Origin of the sequence: Pseudomonas sp. HN8-3 (assembly GCF_020790195.1) — a bacterium.
GTDB classification, from domain to species: Bacteria; Pseudomonadota; Gammaproteobacteria; order Pseudomonadales; family Pseudomonadaceae; genus Aquipseudomonas; species Aquipseudomonas synxantha_A.
This window is the reverse complement of the sequence record NZ_CP086206.1, coordinates 3184806-3208274: the sequence shown is the minus strand read 5'-3', so window position 1 is coordinate 3208274 and position 23469 is coordinate 3184806. Positions and strand designations below refer to the sequence as shown.

The following is a 23469-nucleotide window of genomic DNA, read 5'->3' as shown; positions in this document are numbered from 1 at the left end:
TTTTCCGGATCAAACCCCATGCTCCATAGTTCGATTCGCCAGATTACTTGCCTGATCCTCTGAGTCTCGCGGTATACCTGGGACTCGCGAGGCGTGCGGGAGTAAAGTTGCGCAAAGAGGCAAAAGAGTCCGTTATGAGCATCCACCCTGCGTCCCTGCAAACCCTCGCGCACTCCATCGAGTCGCGCACCCCGTCGCCCGGCGATTACCCCATGCCGATTCCCGGGCTGGGGTTCTATCGGCGTGAACAACCGGCCGCGCCTGTGGTGTGCATGGTCGAACCGTGCATCGTGCTGGTGGTGCAGGGCCAGAAGCAATTGTGGGCCGGTGGTGAGGGTTACCCCTACGACAGCTCGCGCTTTCTGGTGACGTCGCTGGACATTCCGGCCAACTCGGAGGTGCTGGTCGCCAGCCCCGAGCAACCCTGCCTGGGGCTGACGTTCAAACTGGACTTGCGCATGTTGGCCGAGTTGATTGCCCAAGGTGATCTGCCGCCAACCCGAGAGCGTGCGGTGCTGAAAGGCGTGGGTATCGGTACGGTCACCGACGGTATGCTCAGCGCATTCGCTCGTCTGGTCGCGTTGCTTGAGGAGCCTGAAGCCATTCCGGTGCTCGCCCCGTTGATCCAGCGTGAGATTCATTACCGCCTATTGAAAAGCGACCAGGCTGGCCGCCTGCGCCAGATCTGTTCGGTGGACGGGCAGGGTTATCGGATTGCCAAGGCTATCGATTGGTTAAAATTGAATTTCGATGCGGCGCTACGCGTGGAAGAATTGGCAGCGCGGGTGCAAATGAGCGCGGCGACCTTCCACCATCACTTCCGGCAACTGACGGCGATGAGCCCGCTGCAGTACCAGAAATGGCTGCGCTTGAATGAGGCGCGGCGCTTGATGTTGAACGAGCACCAGGACGTGTCCAGCGCAGCGTTCAAAGTGGGCTATGAGAGCCCGTCGCAGTTCAGTCGTGAGTACAGTCGCTTGTTTGGCGTGCCACCCAAGCGCGACATGGTCGCCCTGCGGGGCAGGGCGGGGGTTACTGATCCGGGGCCAGGTTAGCGTAGAAAATGCAGCCGATCAGCCGCGCAAACAGGCTCAGGGTTTCGGGCAGGTTGGGGTCATCGAACAGCATTGCCCGTGAGTCCAGCGCGCACAGCGCGCCGAACAGGCGCCCATCGGGTAAAAAGATCGGTGCACCGGCATAGCTTTCGATGGCGTATTGCTTGACCACCGGGCGCGAGGCAAAGCGGCCGTTATGGCTGATCTGCGGGATGAACAGGGCTTGAGGGTCGATGCAGAACTCACTGCACAGGGTAGTTTCGAGGTCGAGTACGTCGTCGACATTGATGCCCATTTGCAGAGGGTCGTAGGCCGAACACACCACCCATTCCAGGTCGGTGAATTTGGCAATGCCGGCAAATCTCATCCCGGTCAGGCGCGTGACCAGCTTGAGGATGTTGGTAGTCGCTTCGATTTCTGCAATAGCGGCGCGTTCGTCTGCGCTGAGTAACGATTGTGCGGTGACGCTTGAAACCATGCTGGGCACTCCAGTGGCGTGGTCGCTTGGCGCGACCACGCACAGTCAGGTCTTAGTTAATCCGTGGATGCTGCTGCACCAGGTTTTCACGCTTGGCTTGCAGCGCGGCAATCTCGGCGTCGATGTCTTCGATCTTCTGCTCGATGTTGTCGTGATGCTCCTGCAGCAGCTCCTTGGCTTCTTCCATGTCGGATGCCGCAGGCGCCGCGCCGCGCAGTGGCTTGTTGGCGGTTTCTTTCATGGTCAGGCCCGTGACCAGGCCGACCACGGCGAACACCATCAGGTAATAGGCGGGCATGTACAGGTCGTTGGTGCTTTCCACCAGCCAGGCGACGACGGTTGGCGTGACGCCGGCGATCAGCACCGAGACGTTGAATGCACTGGCCAGGGCGCTGTAGCGCAAGTGCGTTGGAAACATTGCTGGCAAGGTCGAGGCCATCACGCCGATAAAGAAGTTCAGCACGATCGCCAGGATCAGCAGGCCGCTGAAGATCAAGCCGGTCTTGCCGCTGGTGATCAGCATGAACGCCGGGATCGACAGAAACAGCAGGCCGATGCTGCCGGCGATGATGAACGGCTTGCGGCCGATCTTGTCGCTGACAAAGCCAATGAATGGCTGCACGAACAACATGCCGACCATGATCGCGATGATGATCAACACGCCGCTGTTTTCGGCGTAGTGCAAGTTATGCGACAGGTAGCTGGGCATGTACGTGAGCAACATGTAGTAGGTCACGTTGGTGGCCGCGACAATACCGATGCAGGTCAACAGGCTGCGCCAGTGTTTGGTGGCGATTTCCTTGAACGAGACTTTAGGGCCATGGCTCAGGCCTTCGCGGTCGCCCTGTTCAAGCTTGTCGACGTGCTGCTGGAACGCTGGGGTCTCTTCCAGTGCGTGGCGCAGGTACAGGCCGATGATGCCCAGGGGCAGGGCAAGGAAGAACGGCAGGCGCCAGCCCCAGGATTCGAATTCCGCTTCGCCGAGCACGGTGGAGATCAGTACCACCACACCCGCGCCGAGGACGAAACCGGCAATCGAGCCAAAGTCCAGCCAACTGCCGAGGAAGCCGCGCTTGCGGTCCGGGGCGTATTCGGCCACGAAGATTGACGCACCGGTGTATTCGCCGCCTACCGAGAAGCCCTGGGCCATTTTGCACAGCAGCAGCAGGATTGGCGCCCAAATGCCAATGGAGGCATAGCCGGGGATCAAGCCGATGGCGAAGGTGCTCAGGGACATGATCACGATGGTGGCAGCGAGGACTTTTTGCCGTCCGTACTTATCTCCCAAGGCACCGAAGAACAGACCGCCCAATGGGCGAATCAGGAAGGGCACCGAGAAGGTACCCAATGCGGCGATCATTTGTACGCTGGGGGACGCATCGGGGAAGAACACCTTGCCCAGCACATAGGCGACAAAGCCATACACGCCGAAGTCGAACCATTCCATGGCATTGCCAAGGGCGGCGGCGGTGATCGCCTTGCGCATCTTGTTGTCGTCGACAATGGTGATGTCTTTCAAGCCGATGGGTTTGACGCGTTTTTTCCGTAGTTTCATGCGGGCCACTCTAAAGCTGAACGGGGAGGTGCCATCGCTACGATGGCACCGCTCTGTCAGTTCAGATACAAGTGGACACGAAAAAATTCACCGCATCGGGTGTTTTTTCTCGCATTAGCGAAAATATCGTGTGAGTGCCCTCGCGGCGGCGTGCGAATCCACGCCTCAACCAAATTTAAATGTGGGAGGGGGCTTGCCCCGATAGCAGTGCTGCCAGACGCTTATTATTAACTGACTCACCGCCATCGGGGGCAGGCCCTCTCCCACATTGGGTCGTCGCTGCTTTGAGCATTTCGTTCGCTTAACTGACTGCGGCGACGATAGCGATATTGGCTAAACTCCGCTCGCAGGCTCATGCCGCAAATGGAGACGTCATTTGTATGCCAAACCGCTATTCACGCCTCATCTACCGCCAACCACGACTGGCCGATGTCCAGCGGTTGTTTGCGATCTTCGGTGATCCGCAGACCAATCTGTTCAACCCGGCCGGGCCCATGCCCGATCTTGCGACGGCTCAACGCTTGTTGGCTCACTGGATGGCGCAATGGGCCACTCACGGCTACGGCTGGTGGGCGATTGCCCGTAAAGAAGCGCCCGAACACATCATCGGGTTTGGCGGCATTGCACCGCTTAACTATCTGACCCAACGACGCATCAACCTCGGTTATCGCTTTGCCGTCGAAGCCTGGGGGCAGGGCTACGCCACCGAGGTGGGCCGTGACGCGTTGGAGCTGGCTTTTGTAACCTTGGGTTTGCCCGAGGTTTTCGGTCTGGTACGACCCGATCATGCCGCGTCGATCCGCGTACTGGAGAAGATTGGCATGCAGCCCTTCGGCCTGCTGGACGACGTACCTGGCCAAGCTCCCAGCTTGGTGTTGCGGGTTTGTCATCCTACAACTGCTGGCACCTGACGTTTTTCGTACTTACGTAATTCCTCGATAAACGGTGCTTGTTCAGATTGACACTGCGCAGGCGTCCCGATATAAAAGTCACAGTTGTACGACGACATATGACGTTACATGTGTCCTACCTAACAAAAATAAAAAAGTGATGCCATGAATCTGAACGAGCCCATCAGTGCCTATCGTGTCGGCCAGGCGGTCGGCAGCTATCGCTGGACGATCTGCGCGATGCTGTTTTTCGCGACCACGGTCAACTACCTCGACCGTCAGGTGCTGAGCCTGTTGGCGCCGCAACTCTCGACACAATTTGGCTGGAGCAACACCGATTACGCCAACATCGCCGCGGTGTTCCAGTTCGTCTACGCGATTGCCATGCTGTTTGCCGGGCGGTTTGTCGACAAGATCGGTACCAAGGCCGCGTATGTGGTGGCGATCGGCATCTGGTCTACTGGGGCGATCATGCATGCGTTTTCGGTGCCGATGGGCGAGGGCATTGCGGCGGTCAGCAGCGCTGTCGGCCTGGCGGTGATTCCGGTGTCGATTGCCGGGTTCATGCTGTCACGTGCCGTGTTGGCGATCGGCGAAGCGGGTAATTTCCCTATCGCGATCAAGGCCACCGCTGAATATTTTCCCAAGAAGGAACGCTCACTGGCCACCGGCATCTTCAACTCCGGTGCCAACGTCGGCGCGATCCTGGCGCCGATCTGCGTGCCGTTGATCGCAGGCTGGTGGGGCTGGGAAGCGGCGTTTATGGTCATTGGCATGTTGGGCTTTGTGTGGGTGGCAGTCTGGGCCGCCGTGTACGAAAAACCGGAACAGCAAAAACGACTGTCCGCTGAAGAACTGGCCTATATCCGCAGCGATCAGACCGTACAGCCTTTCACTCCGGAGCCTACGGGCGCCAACGCAAAGAAAGTCTCCTGGTTCAAACTGCTGACTTACCGCCAGACGTGGGCGTTCGCCTTTGGCAAGTTCATGACTGACGGTGTGTGGTGGTTTTTCCTGTTCTGGTTGCCCACCTACCTGTCGGCGCAGTACGGCATGAAAGGCGCGGATATCGTCATGCCGCTGGCGGTGCTGTACAGCATGACCATGGTCGGCAGCATCGGTGGCGGCTGGTTCCCGAGCTACTTCATGGCGCGCGGCGATGCACCCTATGACGGGCGTATGAAAGCCATGCTGGTGATTGCGCTGTTCCCGCTGGTGGTGTTGCTGGCACAGCCTCTGGGTTACCTGAGCTTCTGGGTACCGGTGCTGCTGATTGGCGTGGGGGCCTCGGCGCACCAGGCGTGGTCGTGCAATATCTTCACCACCGTGTCCGATATGTTCCCGCAGAAAACCGTGGCCTCGGTGGTCGGCATTGGTGGCATGGCAGGGGGCTTGGGCGGTGTGGTCATGACCAAGATCGGCGGTTGGGTGTTCGACTACTACAAGTCCATCAACGACATCCACACCGGCTACATGATCATGTTTGCCATCTGCGCCCTGGCTTACCTGGTGGCCTGGAGCGTGATGAAGGCATTGGTGCCCCGTCACAAGGAAATTACTGATCTTTAGGGGCCGCTTCAGGCAACCGTAGAAACGCCATCAGCGCGGCAACGATGGCTTCTGGTGCATCTTCTTGTACCAGATGCCCGGCGTGGGGGATACGCAGGTAGCGTGCCCCGGCCAATCTGCCAGCAAGTGCATCGCCTTGCGCCAGCGGGATCCACCGGTCTTCTTCACCCCACAGCAGCAGCACCGGGCAGCGGACGCTGGCGAGTTGATCTTCTATCGCATCGGTATAACGCTGATCCATTTGCACGATCTGTCGGTAAAAGGCGGCCTGGCCAATCTCGCCCGTCCATGGCGTGACATAAGCTTGCAATACCTCGGCAGGCAGCGACTTGAAAGCGGCGCCCTGAAGATAGGCACGCACGATCGCTTCATGGATGTATGCCGGCGCATCGCTGAAGCCCCGTTCATGTTGACGCACATGCTGAATCAGCGGCGAACCCCAGGGCGCCAGGGCAACGGGATCGATCAAGGTGAGGCTGGCGTAGTCGCAGCCATCCAGCAGATGCGTGCGCAGTGCCGTGGCACCGCCGAAATCATGGGCGAGTAGATGAGGACGTTCCAGGCCCCAATGTTCAAGCAGTGCGGCCAGCAAGGTGTTTTGCACGCCGAGGGAGACGTCCTGCCCCGGTGCCTTTTGCGACTGGCCGTAGCCGAGCAGGTCGTAATAGAACACTCGACAGTGCTGGGCGAACAATGGCGCGATGCGTCGCCACACATGGGCAGAGAAGGGCGTGCCATGCACCATCACCAAGGCCGGGCCCTGAGTGCCGAGTTGGCCCCAGCGCACCGCCTGCCCGTGAAAGTCGAAAGTTTCGCGCAGTGCCAAGGCATCACTTGCGTGGGTCATGATTGAATCTCCCCTAAAGCATCGTGGGTTGTGACGGTCTTTACGTCCGCCAAGATGATACGAACTGCCATTACTACGCCGATCAATACCGCGGCCAGGCCCGCTGTTTCCATGGGCGTTGGCCAGCGCTGGTGAAACCACAAGCCCAGCAGGCTGGCGAACAGTGATTCCAGGGCAATCAACTGGCCGCTCAATACCATGGGCAGGCGCCGCGTCGCGGCGTTCCAGGCCCAGGCGCCGACGACGGTGGACATCACGGCGATCACCAGGCTCCAGGCATACAGCGGCCATGCCTGGCTCCAGCCAGCGCCAAGGGTGGGCAACCGCAACACGCCCAACACGTATAGCCACGGGAGGATGATCAGCGCAGCGGCACCGGCCCCCACTAGCATCAGGGCGGTCCACACACCTGTCACCTTGGCCGGCAGGTGCGCCAGTTGCTGTTGGTTGATCACGCTGAACGCCATCCATAAGGCGACGGCGCCCAAAGAAAAAAACAGACCGGCCAACCAGGAGCCGCTGCCCGAAGAGGGCTGGTGCAGACTGCTGATATTGACCAGTAGCAGCCCCACCGAGAGACAGAGCAACGGCATCACCAGTTGACGCCACTGCAGGGTTTTATCGCTGGCGTTGCCTATCAGCGCCAGCAGCACCGGGACCATCCCGACAAACGCTGGCGTCAGCACCGGGCCGCCGACGATCACGCCGCCTGCAATGCATACGCCGTAGCCCAGGCAACCCAGTGCGCCCAGCAGTGCCGCGAGCAGGCACTGGCCATGGCTGAGTATCCGCAGTTGCGATCGACACACAATCATCCAGACGATGCCCAGCCCGCCGGCTATCAGAAAGCGCACAGCCATCAGATCGTAGAGGCTGTAGGCCCCGGTGACGTAGGGCGCAATGAAGTTCAGTGCCCAGCCAAGGGTGGCGACCACCGCGCATATCACGCCGGTAAAGACTGAAGCTTGGGAAGTGCTCATCAGGCTGATCCATGAAGTAATGGATCCATGGTGCCCAGCCGCACGGCTGTGCTACAAACGAGTTCTCGGCCCTTGATGCATTACCTCAGATTATGAATCTACTTGGCAAAACCTTACCGCCCCTCGCCAGCCTGTTGCCGTTTGAAGCCGCTGCGCGCCTGGAAAGTTTTTCCAAGGCGGCCGATGAGCTGCACATCACCCAGGCGGCTGTCAGCCGGCAGATTCGCGGGCTGGAAGATAACCTGGGGGTGAAACTCTTTAGTCGGCGCAACCGTGCGGTGTTCCTGACGCAAGAGGGGCGTGAATTGGGGCGGGTGGTCAGTGCCGCGTTGCAAAGCATCAGTGATGGCGCGGCTCAGCTGCGCACGGCGCCGCAACGCAATCGGGTGGTGCTGTTGTGCCAGTTGTGCGAGGCGTTTTATTGGTTGATGCCGCGCCTGTCGACCTTCCACCAGCAATACCCGCAGGTCGAGATCCAGGTGGTGACCTGCACGCGGCCCATCACGCAATTCGAGGGCCACTTCGATGTAGCCCTGCAAAGTACCCGGCGCGCCAGTGGTGCCCATACGCTGATGTTTACCGCTTCTGATGAAGTGTTTCCGGTGTGCAGTCCCGCCTACCTGTGCCCGCAGCAGCCGTTACCGCTCGGTGAGTTACAGCCGTGCACCTTTTTGCACCATAGCTCTGAGCCTCCACACTTGATGGAGTGGGATGAGTGGCTGCAGGTGTTCGGGCGGGTGTTGGCCAAAGATGCGCGCAGTGCCACCTTCGACAGCTACCCGCTGATGTTGCAGGCGGCGGTGGAAGGGCACGGTGTTGCGATGGGCTGGCGTCGCACCGCCAGCAGGCTGATTGACAGTGGGGCACTGGTGCGCCCCTGTGCTGAAAGCGTGTTTCTGCCGGAGGCTATTTCGGTGTACAGGCAGCATGGGGCAAGCAGTCGGGGGGAGGTGGCTGCGTTGCTGGCCTGGCTTGAAGCGCAATTGCACAAGGACGACTGACAGGGGCGTCGCCGCCCCTGTCACACCCGGTTATTTATTACGGGTGACGCGCCAAAGGGTATTGGCCAGGTCGTCGGCAATGATCAACGCACCTTTGGGGTCCACCGTCACGCCCACCGGGCGCCCACGGGTCTTGCCGTCGTCACCACGAAAGCCGGTGGCGAAGTCGATAGGCTCGCCCGCCGGCTTGCCATTGCTGAACGGCACAAAGATCACCTTGTAGCCCACCGGCGCGTCGCGGTTCCAACTGCCGTGCTCGCCGACGAACACACCCTCGGCGAATTTTTCACCCATGGCCGGGATGGAAAAGTCCACCCCCAGCGCGGCCACATGGGAACCCAGGCTGTAATCGGGCTTGATCGCCGAGGCTACTTTGGCTGGGTTCTGCGGTTGGGCGCGTGGGTCGACGTTCTGGCCCCAGTAGCTGTAGGGCCAACCGTAGAAGGCACCTTCGCGCACTGACGTCAGGTAGTCCGGCACCAGGTCGGGGCCGAGTTCATCGCGTTCGTTGACCACCGTCCACAGTTGCCCGGAGCCCGGTTGGATGGTCAGTGCCGTGGGGTTGCGTAGCCCGGTAGCGTAGGGTTTGTGCGCGCCAGTGGCCGCGTCGATCTGCCAGACCATGGCGCGGTCAATCTCCACTTCCATGCCGCGTTCGGTGATGTTGCTGTTGGAGCCGATGCCCACATACAGCTGGCGCCCGTCATCACTGACCGCCAAGGACTTGGTCCAGTGGTGATTGATCTGCGCCGGCAGGTCGGTGACTTTGACCGGTGGCGCACTGGCCTTGGTCTGGCCGTCGGCGTAATCGAAACGCACCAGCGCGTCCTGGTTGGCCACATAGAGTTTGCCGTCGGCGTATGCCAGGCCATAGGGGGCGTTGAGGTTGTCGGCGAACACGGTCTTGAGTTCATAGGTGCCGTCGCCGTCGGCATCGCGCAGCAGGGTAATGCGGTTGCCGCCTTTGACCTTGGTGTTGCCCTGAGCCTTGATCACGCTGGCAATCACGTCCTTGGGCTTGAGCTTGGCCGCACTGCCGCCACGGCCTTCGGCTACGAGGATGTCGCCGTTGGGCAACACCAGAGTTTGGCGGGGGATTGCCAGGTCGGTGGCGATGGCGGTCACGCTGTAGCCTTCGGGCACCTTGGGCTTTTGTTCGCCCCAAGGCGTGGGCTCGGCGATCTTCATGCTCGGCAGCAGGCTGCTTTGTTGTTCGGGCAGCTTGGGATCGGGGCCGCGGGCCTGGGTCTTGTCACCTTCGCCGCCACAGGCACTCAGCAACAGGGCAGCGCTGAGCACGGTCAATGTGTTGAGTGGTTTCATCGGGCAGCTCCTGAGCGCAGGTTGGTCAAGCCGATCCAGGTGGCGATGATCGCCAGGGCGGTGACAATCGCCGACAGCACCAGGCCGGTGGGCATCATGGCGTACGCGTCCTTGGCGTGTTGGAAGGCATTGATCAGCCCGAGTACCCAAGTAGCCAGCAACAGCAGGAAATACGCCACGGGGCGCCCGCCCTTGTGTTCGGCACGCACCAGGTTGACCAGCGCAAACAACAGGGCAAAACCACAGAACACCAGCGCCCCGGCGATCAGCCAGGAGGCGAAGTTGGCCCATTGGATCTGGTAACTCTGGCCGTAGGCGATATCACTGAGCAAGGCGCCGAGAAACAACGGCACGGTGCCGGCCAGTAAGGTCCCATGCAGCGGGCCAGGTCTGACGACGGGGTAGGTGGGTAGGGTAGTCATGTCGGTGGCGGCTCCTTATCGTTCTGCACCCTGGACTCAGGGCGCGCTGACTTCGCATAGGAAAGGAGCCTGTCATTTGTCAGAAAGTTCATTGAGAGGTGGAGATGTTTCCTGGCAGATGTACCTGGATGTGTTTACGACGCCAGCTCCATGACTCATCCTGCTTGGCCCCAACAAGGAATCGTTTTATGCCAACCCTGCATCTGTTGTGCGGCAAGATCGCCTCCGGCAAGTCCACGCTCGCCAAAACCCTGGCTGCCGAGCACGCGGCCATTGTGCTCAGCGAAGACCACTGCTGCCGCGCCCGCCTGAATGAGCGTAACGTCCGGGGTGAGCATGACTTTGCCGCGACCGACGCCGAGTTCGACCTGCTCACTCGCCGCTTCTGCGTGCCGAGTGAAGAAGAAGGGCTGGTGATCAAGGTGCATCGGCCATGAGCACCCAACAACCTGCGGGTATCGATGCCGACGGCTTTATCCTCACCGTCGCCGATGCGCCTATACAACCCGAATTCAAGCCCGTGCTGGTGGATATCTGCGCCACCCTGTCCCAGCCCGCGTTGGGGCTGCACGGGATTTACCTGTATGGCAGCGTCGCACGGGGCCAGGCCGAGGTCGGGATTTGCGACTTGGATCTCACGCTGATACTGATCGAACCACCGGATGCGCCCGTGCTTGAGCAATTGGAGGCGGCTCGAATCGCCTTGGAGCAACGGCATCGGCAAGTCACCAAGATCGATTTCGACATCGGTCATCGTGCTCAAGTCTTGGCACATGAAAACCGAAACAGTTGGGGCTTCTGGCTCAAACATCATTGCCGTTGTGTCTGGGGCGAAGACCTGTCACAGCACTTCGAAGCGTTTCGCCCGTCCCGGGCTATCGCCTTGGCGGTCAATGGTGATTTCGAGCAGGCGCTCACCGGCTACCTGGTGCGCATCGAACAGGCCAGCACTGAACACATACGCCATCGCTTGCAGCGGGAAGCTTCGCGGGCCTTGATCCGCGCCACCCATACCCTGCGCCCGAAAGAAGCACGGATGTGGCCGCATACGCTGGAAGAATACGTCGCGCTATTCGTAGAGCATTACCCCTCGATGCGCGTACACATTGCCTATTTCCTGTTTGAAGCACGCAACCCAAGCGCCGAGTGCGAGATGTTCAGCACGCGATTGCGCGCATTTTTAAGTTGGATGGTTTCAGCGGCTGGAGACAGGAATCAATCGAATGCGTGAGCGCCCGCAATCGTCTAACTCTTTTCAGGATTGAAAAAGCGCTCGGGTCGGCAAGGCGCCAGGGCAGGGGACGTTATGCTCTCCATGATCTCTTCACTGACCAACTGCCCCACGATGGCCGCAAGTGTCACGCCTGGATGCATCACGCAGACATACACACCGTTGGCACTCGGCAACTCGCCAATGATCGGCAGGCCATCGACGGGGATGGGCCTGAGCCCGACGCACGCCAGTTGTGGCTGGATGGAAGGGACGCCCTCAAGCTCACCGGCAATGGCCAGGGCGGTGCGGCGGGCGATGGCGGCGGGCTGATGTTCCGGGGCGTTGCCAAGGTAGTCTTCGGCTGCCAGCCAAATACCCTCTGCACTTTCGCGTACTTCCATTTCAGGGTTGGAAATGAGCGTGTGCACAATCCCGGGCGGGGCGCTGTAGCGGATGAAAATCGCTGGCGAGGCGTCTATCGGCAAGGGCAAACCCAGCAGGCTTGTCAGTGCTGCCGTGCCCGTTCCGGCTGCGAGCACCACCCTGTCGGCATGGATGACGCCCCGGCGGGTTTCAACGCCGGTGACCTGCGAACCCTGCCTGCTGAAGCCCAGCACTGGGTTGTGTGTCAGCAGCCTGGCACCGAGGGCCTGGGCGGCGGCTATTAACGCATGGGTGGTTTGTACAGCGTCCAGTGCGCCTTCCTCGGCTTCGAACTGAGCGTATTCAGGCGGGTTTTTCAACTGCGGCTCAAGTGCCTGGATACGCTCACGAGTGATCCGTGAGTTCGCCCTGGGTTGAATGTTTGGGCCGTAACACAGGGCGCCTGTCCAGCGTATCTTCACGTCGGGCAACTCATGTTCCAGGCGGTGATACGCGTCAATCGCAGCACTGCGCAATGAGGCGATGGGGTCGGGTGCGTCGCAGGTAGTGTTTATCCAGGCAAACGAAGTAGCCGTGACCCCGCAAGCAACGTCACCGGCATCGACCACCGTCACCTTCGCACCCTTGCCGGCCAGGTGATAGGCCAGTGAAGCCCCGACGATACCGGCGCCAATGACCACAATGCGCTTGCCCTGATTCATGTCCGCCCTCTCTGTTAACAATGGGTGAGGATTTCACCGCTTTGGAGCACCCTGGCATAGTCCATCGCGAGGTTACTGAGCGATAACGCGTGCACGTCTTCGGCGAGCCACAGGCGTCCCGACAAGTCGGTTTGATCGAAAGTAAAACAGGCATCCGCCGCCACGATTACGTCGAACCCCAAGTTGCCCCCAGAGCGTGCGGTGGCCTCCACTGAGTTATTAGTGATGACGCCTACGATCACCAGTTGTTTGATCGAGCGCATGTGCAGCCAGCGTTCCAGGCCCGTGGCGATGAAGGCATCCGGTACATTTTTTTCCACCACATGCTCGTGACCCAGGGGTTGCAGCGTGTCCTGGAATTCACAGCCTGGTTGGCCTGGCCAGAACACCGAGCCGGGAGAGCGGGAGATATGCCGCACATGGACGATCGGGCGTTGCGCCTGTCGCCAGGCATTGAGCAACTGTTGTATGCGCAGTTCGGCGTCTGGGTTGTTGCGGCGGCCCAGGGCGGGATCGGCCATGCCTCTCTGCATATCAATGATCACCAGTGCAGCGTTCGTCGCTATCGGTTCCATGGCCTGTCCTTGTAGGGATGAGTATCGCGATTCAAGTGTGGGAGCGGGCTTGCTCGCTCCTACAGGTCGGTTGGACGTTACCACCGATCGGCAACCCACACGCAAAACCCTGAGACTTCCCGGCGAAACGCTTCATAATGGCCGCCAATTTGTTTAGCTCGTTATTCTGGTGTGCCCGCATGGAAATTAAGGTCAACTTTCTCGACAACCTTCGGCTTGAAGCCAAGTTCGATGACTTCACGGTCATTGCCGACCAGCCCATCCGCTACAAGGGCGATGGGTCGGCACCGGGGCCATTCGATTACTTCCTGGCTTCGTCGGCGTTGTGTGCGGCGTACTTTGTGAAGTTGTACTGCCAGACGCGCAATATTCCCACGGAGAATATTCGCCTGTCGCAGAACAACATCGTCGACCCGGAAAACCGCTACAACCAGATTTTCAAGATCCAGGTCGAGCTGCCGGCGGACATCTCGGACAAGGACCGCCAGGGCATCCTGCGTTCCATCGACCGTTGCACCGTGAAGAAAGTGGTGCAGGCCGGGCCGGAGTTCGTGATTGAGCAGGTGGAAAATCTCGACGCCGACGCCCAGGCGTTGTTGATGCCCAATTCCACGTCCGAGGCGGGCACCTACATTGCTGGCAAGGACCTGCCGCTGGAGCAGACCATCGCCAACATGTCCGGCATCCTCGCCGGGCTGGGCATGAAGATCGAGATCGCCTCGTGGCGCAATATCGTGCCCAACGTCTGGTCGCTGCATGTGCGCGATGCGCATTCGCCGATGTGCTTTACCAACGGCAAGGGCGCGACGAAGGAGGGCGCACTGGCGTCGGCGCTTGGCGAGTTTATCGAGCGGCTCAACTGCAACTTCTTCTACAACGACCAGTTCTGGGGCGAAGAGCTGGCCAATGCGCCGTTCGTGCATTATCCGGATGAGCGCTGGTTTCAGCCGGGCCCGGACGATGAGTTGCCGAGTGAAATCCTCGATGCCTACTGCCTGAAGATCTACAACCGCGAGGGCGAGTTGCGCGGTTCGCACCTGTTCGACACCAACTCGGGCAATGAAGCCCGAGGCATTGTCTCGCTGCCGTTCGTGCGCCAGTCCGATGGTGAAGTGGTGTATTTCCCGTCCAACCTGATCGAAAACCTCTACCTGAGCAACGGCATGAGTGCCGGCAACACCCTGGCCGAAGCTCAGGTGCAGTGCCTGTCGGAGATTTTCGAGCGGGCGGTGAAGCGCGAAATCATCGAAGGCGAATTCGCCCTGCCGGATGTACCTGCCGAGGTGTTGGCCAAATACCCTGGCATCCTCGCCGGTATTGAGGGGCTGGAGGCCCAGGGTTTCCCGGTGCTGGTCAAGGATGCATCCCTGGGCGGTGAATTTCCGGTGATGTGCGTGACCTTGATGAACCCGCGCACCGGTGGCGTGTTTGCCTCCTTCGGTGCGCACCCGAGCCTGGAAGTGGCACTGGAGCGCAGCCTCACCGAGCTGCTGCAAGGCCGCAGCTTCGAAGGTTTGAACGACCTGCCGCAGCCGACCTTCGAAGGCCAGGCGGTGACCGAGCCGAACAATTTCGTCGAGCACTTTATCGACTCCAGCGGCGTAGTGTCGTGGCGCTTCTTCAGCGCCCAGTCGGATTACGAGTTCGTCGAGTGGGACTTCTCGGGCCACGGTGAAGACTCTAACGCCCAAGAAGCCGCGACGCTGTTCGGCATTCTTGAAGGCATGGGCAAGGAGTGCTACATGGCGGTGTACGAACACCTGGGCGCCACCGCCTGCCGCATCCTGGTGCCGGACTATTCGGAAATCTACCCGATGGACGACCTGATCTGGGATAACACCAACAAGGCGCTGTTCTTTCGCGAAGACATCCTCAACCTGCATCGCCTCAACGAGGACGAGCTGCAAGCCTTGGTCGAACGCCTGATTGAAAGCGAGCTGGACGACTACACCGACATCACCACCCTGATCGGCATCGAGTTCGACGACAACACCGCGTGGGGCCAGTTGACCATCCTTGAGCTGAAACTGCTGATATTCCTGGCCCTCAAGCAGTATGAAGAAGCCAAGGAATGCGTGGAGATGTTCCTGCAGTACAACGACAACACTGTCGAGCGCGGCCTGTTTTACCAGGCGATGAACGCGGTGCTGGAGATGGAGCTGGATGACGACCTGGAGCTGGCCGACTACGAGGCCAACTTCCGGCGCATGTTCGGCAATGAGCGCATGGACGCGGTGATCGGCTCGGTCGACGGCAGTGTTCGGTTCTACGGGTTGACGCCGACCAGCATGAAGCTCGAAGGGCTGGACCGGCATCTGCGCTTGATCGACAGCTACAAGAAGCTGCACAGTGCACGAGCCAACATCACCCAAGGCTGATTACGCAGTTGATTTAATGTGGGAGGGGGCTTGCTCCCGATAGCGGTGTATCAGTCAACAAATACAGTGACTGACACCCTGCTATCGGGAGCAAGCCCCCTCTCACATTTTGCTCGATATTTGACGTTAGATGTGTGCCAAGGCTTGGGCTAAATCCGCTCGCAAATCCTCCACATCCTCAACCCCCACCGACAACCGCACCAGCCCATCACCAATCCCCAACTGCGCCCGCGTGGCCGCCGGGATGCTCGCGTGCGTCATGATCGCGGGGTGTTCGATCAGGCTTTCCACACCACCCAGGCTCTCGGCCAGGGCGAAGATCCTGACGTTCTCCAGAAAGCGCCTGGCACCGGCCAGGTCACTGTTCAAATCCACCGAAATCATCCCGCCAAAACCGCGCATTTGCTGCTTGGCCAGCGCGTGCTGTGGATGGGATTTCAGGCCGGGGTAATACACTCGCGCCACTTGCGGTTGCTGTTCCAGCCAGGTGGCCAGCTCCAGGGCATTGCTGCAATGGCGCTCCATGCGCAGCGCCAGGGTTTTCACGCCGCGCAGGGTCAGGAACGCATCGAACGGCCCGGCAATGGCACCGACCGAGTTTTGCAGGAAGCCCAGGCGTTCGGCCAGGTCCGGATTGTCACCGACAATGGCGATACCGCCGATCACATCGGAATGCCCGTTCAGATACTTGGTAGTGGAGTGCACCACGATATCGAAACCCAGTTCCAGCGGCCGCTGGATCCACGGGCTGGCGAAGGTGTTGTCGGCCACGCAGATAATTCCGCGGGCACGGCAGATGCGTGCGACGGCGCGCAGGTCGGTGAGGCTCAGCAGCGGGTTGCTCGGGGTCTCGACCCAGACCATGCGCGTGTCGTCCTGCAACGACGCTTCAAAGGCCGACAAGTCGCTCAGGTCGATATAGCTGAAACGGTGCCCAGCGCTGCGTTGGCGCACCTTGTCGAACAGCCGGAAGGTGCCGCCATACAGGTCATTGCCCGAAACGATATGCGCACCGGCATCGAGCAATTCGAGCACGGTGGAAATCGCCGCCAGCCCCGACGCAAATGCAAACGCCTGGCTGCCGCCTTCAAGGTCGGCCACGCAGCGCTCCAGGGCAAAACGCGTGGGGTTGTGGGAGCGGCCGTAGTCGAAGCCCTTGTGCACACCGGGGCTGTCTTGCAGGTAAGTGGAGTTGGCGTAGATCGGCGGCATCAGCGCGCCCGTGGTCGGGTCGGGTGACTGCCCGGCGTGGATCACACGGGTGGCAAACGCGCTTTTATCGGGCTGACTCATGCAAGGGATCTCCGTAGGTGATTAAGCAGGTCGACGCGGGTGATCAGGCCATGGAAGCCCGAGGCGTCGGCAATAATGGCGACCAGGCCGCGATCCAGTTCTGCCTGCAGTTCGGCCAGGCTGGCGCTGGGGGGCAGGGTGTGCAAGGTGTCGGTCATGGCGCTGGCGACGGTCATGGAAAAGTCCGCCGCGTCATGGTGCAGGCCCAGCAGAATGTCCGATTCGTCGATCACGCCCGCCAATTGTTGGCCGTCTACCAGCACCGGCAGTTGCGACACATCCGCCAGGCGCATGCGTTGGAACGCAGTGAGCAGGGTGTCGTCGGGGCTCACGCTGATCACACGGCCGTCTTCGAAGCGGCGGGCGATCAGGTCGCGCAGGTCGCCGTAATGTTTGTACTGCAGCAGGCCGGCGTCGTTCATCCATTGGTCGTTGTAAACCTTCGATAAATAACGCGTGCCGGTGTCGCACACAAAGGTCACCACGCGCTTGGGCTCGGTTTGCTCGCGGCAGTAGCGCAGGGCAGCGGCGAGCAGGGTGCCGGTGGACGAGCCGCCGAGAATGCCTTCGGCCTTGAGCAATTGGCGGGCGTGGTCGAAGCTCTCTTCATCGCTGATGGAGTAGGCGTGGCGCACGCTGGACAGATCGGCAATCGACGGGATGAAGTCTTCGCCGATGCCTTCCACGGCCCAGGAGCCAGGCGTTTCAAGTTGCCGGCTGCGGCTGTATTCGGCCATGACTGAACCCACCGGGTCGGCCAGTACCATCGTGAGATCGGGCTGCACACGCTTGAAAAAACGCGTCAAGCCGGTGAGGGTGCCGGCCGAGCCGACGCCGACCACAATCGCGTCGACGTCATGTTGGGTCTGCGCCCAGATCTCCGGCGCGGTGCTGGTTTCGTGGGCCAGTGGGTTGGCCGGGTTGTTGAACTGATCAGCAAAGAACGAGCCCGGAATATCCTTGGCCAGCCGTGCCGCCACGTCCTGGTAATACTCCGGGTGGCCCTTGCCCACATCGGAGCGGGTGATATGTACTTCGGCGCCCATGGCCTTCAGGTGCAGCACTTTCTCCGTGGACATCTTGTCGGGCACTACCAGCACCACCCGATACCCCTTGGCCCGGCCTACCAGCGCCAAGCCCAGGCCGGTATTGCCTGCGGTGGCTTCGATGATGGTACCCCCAGGACGCAAGCGCCCATCACGCTCGGCGGCGTCGATCATGGCCAAGCCGATGCGATCCTTGATGGAACCGCCAGGGTTTTGCGATTCAAGCTTTAGAAACAGCGTGCAAGGGCCGGTATCGAAGCGGCTGACCTTGACCAGCGGCGTGTTACCGATCAGTTCAAGTACGGCAGGGCGGGATAGGGTGGGCATGTCGTCACCTGGTTACGGGATGGGCACAGGGTGGGGGACAGCAAATCACAGCATGGCTTGAAACATAGGCCGGTATCGCCCGGGTCGCAACCGGGCGGTCCGATGCATGACTTTTTTTGGCGCATGGGTGATGCGCAGGAGGGGAGATGGTGGAGATCAAATATGGTAGTTGTCGAGCTTTGGCGAGGCTGCGAAGGCGGCGGCACTGTCGGCATTTATGTTGCCTGACCCACCGCCATCGCGGCCTCGCTAAAGCTCGAGCGCTCCCACATCGGCGTTCGGCTATGGCCATTTCTAGGCATAGCCGGACGCTTTTATGGCTCTATCGGACGAGCTATCGAACCTTCAGCCAAAGTTTCATAAAAGAGCCCCAAGGTAACCATGTTAAGTCGCCAATGGTGTTATTGATTTGGTTAGCCACATCAGAGTCAAAGGCTTCAGTATTTCCAAGCGTCCCAGTGGTAAAGAATGCGACCGTGTTGGCTTCAGCCGCAGTAAAGAAGTTTTTGGCCCGCTTTCCTTCTTCCAATGCCTTCACAGCCTTGCCTGGTATCCGCCCGACCATGTATGGGGGCTTGCCATTTGCAAAATCCCCGTACAAGCGACGATAGTCTTTGAATTGTCCGAGTCGTCTAAGTCTTGGGATCAAGTTCGGGACGGTTCTAGAAAGAAGGTTTCTGGCCATCGCGATTCCAGAGCGCCCCAGGTACAGGGCAAGAGAGGCGACTTTTTTAACGAGCATGGCCCCGCCTCCCAATACTCCTGTGCCCAAGGATACCCAGGCGAGAATACTCGAGAGTTCAGGATTGGTATCTTGGGTAAGCACCGACGCGATATTAGCCGCTAATGACACGACCGCGAGCCCGACCAGCGCAGCCGTAAGCAGTAAAGATGTGCCCCCACTCACGATGGCGGCCAATATGCCAATCGCACCGAAAATCCAGGTGCCCAATGGATTATCGGGCCCGAGCGAGATGGGTCCAGGCTCGCGCCCTTGGCCCTGCCATTGATTCCACAAAGCGTCATTCACTGAAAAATGTCCGCTGGGGTCGCTGAAATTGACTGGATCACCCTCGGCGCAGTAGGCATACAGATTAGGGCCACCTGGCCCGAAAGGGCTGAGGCTGTCCGGAGTGTAGAAACACATGCTGGAAGCTGAGTAATAGCGTCCTTGTCCGCCCGCCCCCAAAACGTATTGACCCGTATCGGCATCAAGGAATTCGCCCTTGAAACCCAGCATGGAATCGGTCTCGGCCGGGGATTGCTCGCCGTATGCCGTATAGGCGTGATGCCTGAGAGTTTGGGCCTGAAGGTCATAGCTGGCCCATACCGTGCCATGGACGTCTCTGAGTTCAAACAGGGTTCTTTTCACGCCCGAGCGTTTGATCTGTAGAACCGTACAGCCCTCGCTCCCGGGATTCAGCTCCCGGCTGCTGTCGTTATTGGCAGTCGAATATTCTCCACACACCGTTAGCCCGTCATAGATGAGTTGAGTTTGCACGCCGTTGTTGTCCCGGATCATCAGGCGGTCGGAGGGATCATAGCTATAACGGATACTCCCGGCCTGGATCAATCGACCGAGCCAGTCATACGTGTATTTTTTTCCCGAAGCGTCCTGTGTCACCCGCCCGGCTGCGTCGTACCTCAATGTGGCGGCTTCGGGGTAGTCCGAATGGCTGTTGTAGACTGTCGCCAACCGAAAACCATTCAGACTATCGTTGCTGTTGGTTGTGGTGTTCTTGAACCCACCAAAGCTTGTGACGCAAGTGGTGACATTTCCCAATGCATCGTAAGTGAACTCTTGCTTGTCGATGTCCTGGTTTTTTGGGGTCTTGGGTCGCCATACGCCCGTGGTGGTATAGGACTTGAGTCGCCCACCCGGCGTGTAAGCCATGATGCGTGACCCCAGCACGATGTTGTCCTGTTTCAAGAACACCGATTTCAGTTTGCCGTCGCCGTAATACGCACTCTCTATTTTGAGATCAACTTTGCCACTGAGTGTAAATCGGCGACTGGTTTCACGCCGTTCTGCGTCGTAGGTATATGTCACATCGAAAGTGACCTTCGGATCGGTTGAGTTAATAGGACCAATAATCAGCTCCTTACTCAAAAGTCCCTGACTGTCATAATTATGGCTACACGTAAAGTGGAAATTGTTGGCTGCATAGCGTTGATCTCCGCTGTAAAGGAACAGTGTCTTATTACCTGTAGGGTCTGTATTGGTGAGCAGGCGTCCACCGTGTGAATACTCGGAAAATGTCTCTTTGGTTTGACCGGGCTGAGTTTGTATATGCTGATTAGTTATATACAGGTTGGCGTCATGATTGTACTCGAGAAACTTTTCGCCCTCGCTCGCTGACGAGATCTTCTGTGCCCCATACGCGTAGGTGTAAGATTGCTGCTCGGTGCGGTTGGTCGTGCCGGTGTTTGCCAAGCGGTTGCCAAGTTCCTTGATGTATTCATGTTGGAGTAGAGTGCCATCGGCGGTTTGGGTTGACGCAGGGACTGAGCTGGCGCCTATATAGGTATAGGTTTCAGTGCACTTGCCGCGGGTGAGTGAGGTGACTCGGCCCCAACTGTCGATGGTGCGTTTGCCCAGTATGTGGCGGTTATTCGAGAATTCGATATCGATCTGGGTGGCTTCGGTCATCAGCCAGTGTTTAGGGTAAGTGTAGTAATAGGTGTAGACCAGGCTGGGGGCCAGTATTCCGTTGTTCTTTTCGCTATGTTTTTCGCTCAACAGACGGCCACCGCCATCGTAAGCGTAATCAATGGTTGTATCGCCCAGTTCACCATCCGTGTGCAGTTGCTTGATCTGCCTGGCGCGGGTATAGGTGGCAGTCTGGGTCTGATAAATGTTGCCCTCCTTGCCTCTCCATTCAATCTTCTTGATGGTCTCATCCAAGTTATAGGTGGTAATTGTTCTGTGCTTGTCGGTTGCCTTGCCGGTCCATTGTGTAAGCGTCAGTGCGATGGGGTCTTTGAGGTCGAAATCTTCCCTGCCGTTGCTGTAGCGTCGTCCGCTGACCCGATTCCAGTCATCATATTTCAACTCCTGCCATTCAAGGAGTTGGAGTGGCATATTCTGGTAATCATACTGGGTGGTACGTAGTTCACGCCCAATACGGTCGTAGCTGACGGCTTTGATCAGCTTTTTTTGGCCATCTTCGATCAAGTATTCACTGACCAGTCGGTCTTGGCCATCGTATTGACTCAAGCGGGTTTGCCCATTGGGGGTGGTCATTTGTATCTGCCCGGGGGCCGGGTAAGTGTAGGTGGTGACTTGGCGATAGGTAGTGCTCTGCGCGCACACTGTCAAAGTGCTCAGTTGGCCGTTATTGTTGTAGCTGTACTCGGTGCGGTTGCCATCAACGTCGACTTGGCGAATGAGGCGTCCGTCAAGAGTGCTCTTGGTTTCCGAAGAGGTGCGGCTGTTACCTTGTTCATCGGTTTCGGTCGTTGTGGTGGTAAGTTCGATATTACCCACGCCCCCCAAGGCATAGGCGAACGAACGTAGAGGGTCACTCACCAGGGGCGCCAAATGTTTATTGCCCAATGTCGACCGGCGGATGCTCTTCACACGTCCGGTGCGAAAGTCTTCGATGACATTGCCTTCCTCTGTAACGTTAGCCTCGAAGTATTCGTACTGTTGGCCTACCAGCGCGGCATCGGCAAATTTATCCGTCGCTAAACTGCATTGCAACGTACTGTAAAGTCTGGCCTCCAGCGAGGGGGTCATTTCATATCGGTGAAGTTCGAACTCGGCAACATTACGCAAGCCGGGGATCAAGTCGGACAGCCCAGGGATGATTGCCAGTAAACCGGGTGTTTCGACAAACTTGGTATCCAGCGCGGCAGATGGGAACAGGCTCTCATATGTATAGTCTGCGGTTTCCCACTGAGTGCCCGGTTTGTCATTTTGTTCTTCCTTGGAAGCGCGTGCGATTGCGCTTAGTAATTCGCGGGCTTTTAGCGTACCGTTGCTATGTTTCAAAAAATTGTAAATCGGGTCTGTAAACGAGCGTAGATAGTCCATCTCGGTAGTAATGGTCTGTTGTTGGTTTTTGATAAGGCCAGAACTATCGTTAAAAGTATTCTTGTTCGTCGTTGTCCGGCTTCTGTTCGCTTGTTGGTAAGTTACTCGGGTTTCACGACTATCAAGGTCATCATCCTTACTCATGTTATACGCTGTCAGGGTTTTGGCAGAACCTTGGGAGAGCGTCTCAGTCTTGACGTCATGTTCATCGTCGTATTGATAAACCGTGGTGCGAATGGCCGGTACGCCCTCAGCCATGATCGTCCGGTATTTTTTTTCATCTTGACGCTCATACGCATAGGTTGTAATAACAGGCGTGCCGCCACCCGTTGGGGTGAGCGTGTGAGTACTGACGCAAGGCAACGCTGACAACTGTGGGTTGTCCGGAAATGTCAGTCCGTTGTCTTTATATTCGACCGCCTCTTGGAGTCCGTCGACATTGGTGATCTTGTTCAACAGCCAACCACACACCGGATGGTCCAAATACTCCAAGGTGGTTTTGTGAGTATTCCCGAGGGTAACGGACTGCAGGGCGTAATCTTTAAGTGCCAACGTGTAGGTGAGGGTTTGAGTTGCATCATCAGGCCAGAACATAATCTTGACTGTCCCAATGGCCGGCGATGTATCGGGCGCGGGGGGCGTGTATTCAATCTTGAGCAGGTTTCGCTTGGTGCTGTCCGTGATGCCTGTTAATTGAAGTTGATAATACGTTTTGCCCTCTATAACGTGGGGCGTTGATGTCCATGTGAAATATAAGTTTTTCGACTCCTTGAGGTCGGGATTATAGGTTGTCAATATTTTTGGTACATAGATGCCTGTGTTGTCCAGCAATTCCAATACTTCATGTCTTGTGTCCTTGCGCATCACGGTCAGTTGGTTGTTGAACCAGGAGACATTAACGGCATCGTTTTGTGGGTCAGGATCGATACCTTTTTTTATATTTAGTACTTCGCCGGAGTGCAATGTTAAACGGTTATGCGCAGTGCTATAAGTGGTTAGCCCAAAAAAACAGCCATCCCCCAATGCGAACAGGTTATTGAAGGTGGGGGCACAGTGAAGCCCCATTTCAAACACAGGGCCGCTGCCGTCGTTACCGACGATTGAGGGGAGGGGAATAAAGGCCTCGAACAGGCCTGTGCGTGGATCGACCACGTTGCGTTTTTGAGTGGTGGCGTTAAAAATCGGATCGTTCTCGGAATCGCTAGGGTCCGTACCCATTGGATTGTGGGCCATGTTCATTTCCTTATGTCGTAGTAGGCCCCCTTCGTGGGGGAGATATGTACGACTTGAAAACTACACGGCCGGTAAGCCTGCGATAACTGTAAGAGTTCACAGTATTTTATATTAAATAGTTTTTGAATTTATTATTTTAATCTCCTTTGCGAATAAGGATGTT

At 58.3% G+C, this 23469-nt stretch carries 18 protein-coding genes; 7 read left to right on the top strand and 11 right to left on the bottom strand.

Annotated features, from left to right (window positions below; genetic code table 11):
* The first annotated feature begins 134 nt into the window (after nt 1-134).
* Nucleotides 135-1055 carry an AraC family transcriptional regulator gene (locus tag LJX92_RS14075; protein ID WP_223018875.1) on the top strand — a complete coding sequence of 307 codons (921 nt, stop codon included), beginning with the start codon at nt 135-137 and terminating at the stop codon, nt 1053-1055.
* Here the strand turns inward: LJX92_RS14075 and LJX92_RS14070 are convergent.
* Both LJX92_RS14070 and proP read right to left on the bottom strand, forming a co-directional pair.
* Nucleotides 1033-1533, bottom strand: a complete 501-nt coding sequence (locus LJX92_RS14070; RefSeq protein WP_032880879.1) for a GAF domain-containing protein — start codon at nt 1531-1533, stop codon at nt 1033-1035. The two genes, LJX92_RS14075 and LJX92_RS14070, sit on opposite strands and share 23 nt — an antisense overlap.
* A 52-nt stretch (nt 1534-1585) precedes the next feature.
* Nucleotides 1586-3088: a glycine betaine/L-proline transporter ProP gene (proP, locus tag LJX92_RS14065; RefSeq protein ID WP_005787944.1), complete on the bottom strand. Its 1503-nt coding sequence runs from the start codon at nt 3086-3088 to the stop codon at nt 1586-1588.
* 380 nt (nt 3089-3468) lie between these two features.
* On the opposite strand from proP, the gene LJX92_RS14060 reads away from it, so the two are divergent.
* Entirely contained in the window at nt 3469-3999 is a 531-nt protein-coding gene (locus LJX92_RS14060) for a GNAT family N-acetyltransferase (protein WP_032880880.1), read from the top strand.
* A gap of 144 nt (nt 4000-4143) precedes the next feature.
* On the top strand, nt 4144-5547 hold the full coding sequence (locus LJX92_RS14055) for an MFS transporter (RefSeq protein WP_032880882.1): 1404 nt from the start codon (nt 4144-4146) through the stop codon (nt 5545-5547).
* Here the strand turns inward: LJX92_RS14055 and LJX92_RS14050 are convergent.
* Both LJX92_RS14050 and LJX92_RS14045 read right to left on the bottom strand, forming a co-directional pair.
* Nucleotides 5534-6394 (bottom strand): alpha/beta fold hydrolase, encoded by an 861-nt coding sequence (locus LJX92_RS14050; protein ID WP_032880883.1) that lies wholly within the window; start codon nt 6392-6394, stop codon nt 5534-5536. The two genes, LJX92_RS14055 and LJX92_RS14050, sit on opposite strands and share 14 nt — an antisense overlap.
* Nucleotides 6391-7374: a DMT family transporter gene (locus LJX92_RS14045; protein ID WP_228308430.1), complete on the bottom strand. Its 984-nt coding sequence runs from the start codon at nt 7372-7374 to the stop codon at nt 6391-6393. The genes LJX92_RS14050 and LJX92_RS14045 overlap by 4 nt, the downstream gene beginning before the upstream one ends.
* A gap of 92 nt (nt 7375-7466) precedes the next feature.
* On the opposite strand from LJX92_RS14045, the gene LJX92_RS14040 reads away from it, so the two are divergent.
* Complete coding sequence (locus LJX92_RS14040) at nt 7467-8375, top strand: LysR substrate-binding domain-containing protein (RefSeq protein WP_148853947.1); 909 nt, start codon at nt 7467-7469, stop codon at nt 8373-8375.
* Between the two features lie 30 nt (nt 8376-8405).
* On the opposite strand, the gene LJX92_RS14035 is transcribed toward LJX92_RS14040, so the two are convergent.
* Nucleotides 8406-9698 (bottom strand): PQQ-dependent sugar dehydrogenase, encoded by a 1293-nt coding sequence (locus LJX92_RS14035; protein ID WP_032880887.1) that lies wholly within the window; start codon nt 9696-9698, stop codon nt 8406-8408.
* Complete coding sequence (locus LJX92_RS14030) at nt 9695-10120, bottom strand: DUF2231 domain-containing protein (protein ID WP_005787957.1); 426 nt, start codon at nt 10118-10120, stop codon at nt 9695-9697. The genes LJX92_RS14035 and LJX92_RS14030 overlap by 4 nt, the downstream gene beginning before the upstream one ends.
* A gap of 188 nt (nt 10121-10308) precedes the next feature.
* Here LJX92_RS14030 and LJX92_RS14025 point away from each other — a divergent pair, with 188 nt between their 5' ends.
* Nucleotides 10309-10557 carry an AAA family ATPase gene (locus tag LJX92_RS14025; protein ID WP_228308429.1) on the top strand — a complete coding sequence of 83 codons (249 nt, stop codon included), beginning with the start codon at nt 10309-10311 and terminating at the stop codon, nt 10555-10557.
* Entirely contained in the window at nt 10554-11351 is a 798-nt protein-coding gene (locus LJX92_RS14020; RefSeq protein WP_228308428.1) for a nucleotidyltransferase domain-containing protein, read from the top strand. The genes LJX92_RS14025 and LJX92_RS14020 overlap by 4 nt, the downstream gene beginning before the upstream one ends.
* 14 nt (nt 11352-11365) lie before the next feature.
* Here LJX92_RS14020 and LJX92_RS14015 read toward each other — a convergent pair whose 3' ends face one another.
* Nucleotides 11366-12418, bottom strand: a complete 1053-nt coding sequence (locus tag LJX92_RS14015) for an NAD(P)/FAD-dependent oxidoreductase (protein WP_228308427.1) — start codon at nt 12416-12418, stop codon at nt 11366-11368.
* Between the two features lie 14 nt (nt 12419-12432).
* Nucleotides 12433-12993: a cysteine hydrolase family protein gene (locus LJX92_RS14010; protein ID WP_103735020.1), complete on the bottom strand. Its 561-nt coding sequence runs from the start codon at nt 12991-12993 to the stop codon at nt 12433-12435.
* 179 nt (nt 12994-13172) lie between these two features.
* On the opposite strand from LJX92_RS14010, the gene LJX92_RS14005 reads away from it, so the two are divergent.
* A complete protein-coding gene (locus LJX92_RS14005; RefSeq protein ID WP_228308426.1) occupies nt 13173-15371 on the top strand; it encodes an OsmC domain/YcaO domain-containing protein in 2199 nt (732 codons plus the stop codon).
* A gap of 126 nt (nt 15372-15497) precedes the next feature.
* On the opposite strand, the gene LJX92_RS14000 is transcribed toward LJX92_RS14005, so the two are convergent.
* The 3 genes from LJX92_RS14000 to LJX92_RS13990 form a co-directional block, all read right to left on the bottom strand.
* Nucleotides 15498-16664 carry a cystathionine gamma-synthase gene (locus LJX92_RS14000; RefSeq protein ID WP_032880897.1) on the bottom strand — a complete coding sequence of 389 codons (1167 nt, stop codon included), beginning with the start codon at nt 16662-16664 and terminating at the stop codon, nt 15498-15500.
* On the bottom strand, nt 16661-18037 hold the full coding sequence (locus LJX92_RS13995; RefSeq protein WP_005787970.1) for a pyridoxal-phosphate dependent enzyme: 1377 nt from the start codon (nt 18035-18037) through the stop codon (nt 16661-16663). The genes LJX92_RS14000 and LJX92_RS13995 overlap by 4 nt, the downstream gene beginning before the upstream one ends.
* 334 nt (nt 18038-18371) lie before the next feature.
* Entirely contained in the window at nt 18372-23306 is a 4935-nt protein-coding gene (locus LJX92_RS13990) for an RHS repeat domain-containing protein (protein WP_228308425.1), read from the bottom strand.
* Nucleotides 23307-23469: the final 163 nt, after the last annotated feature.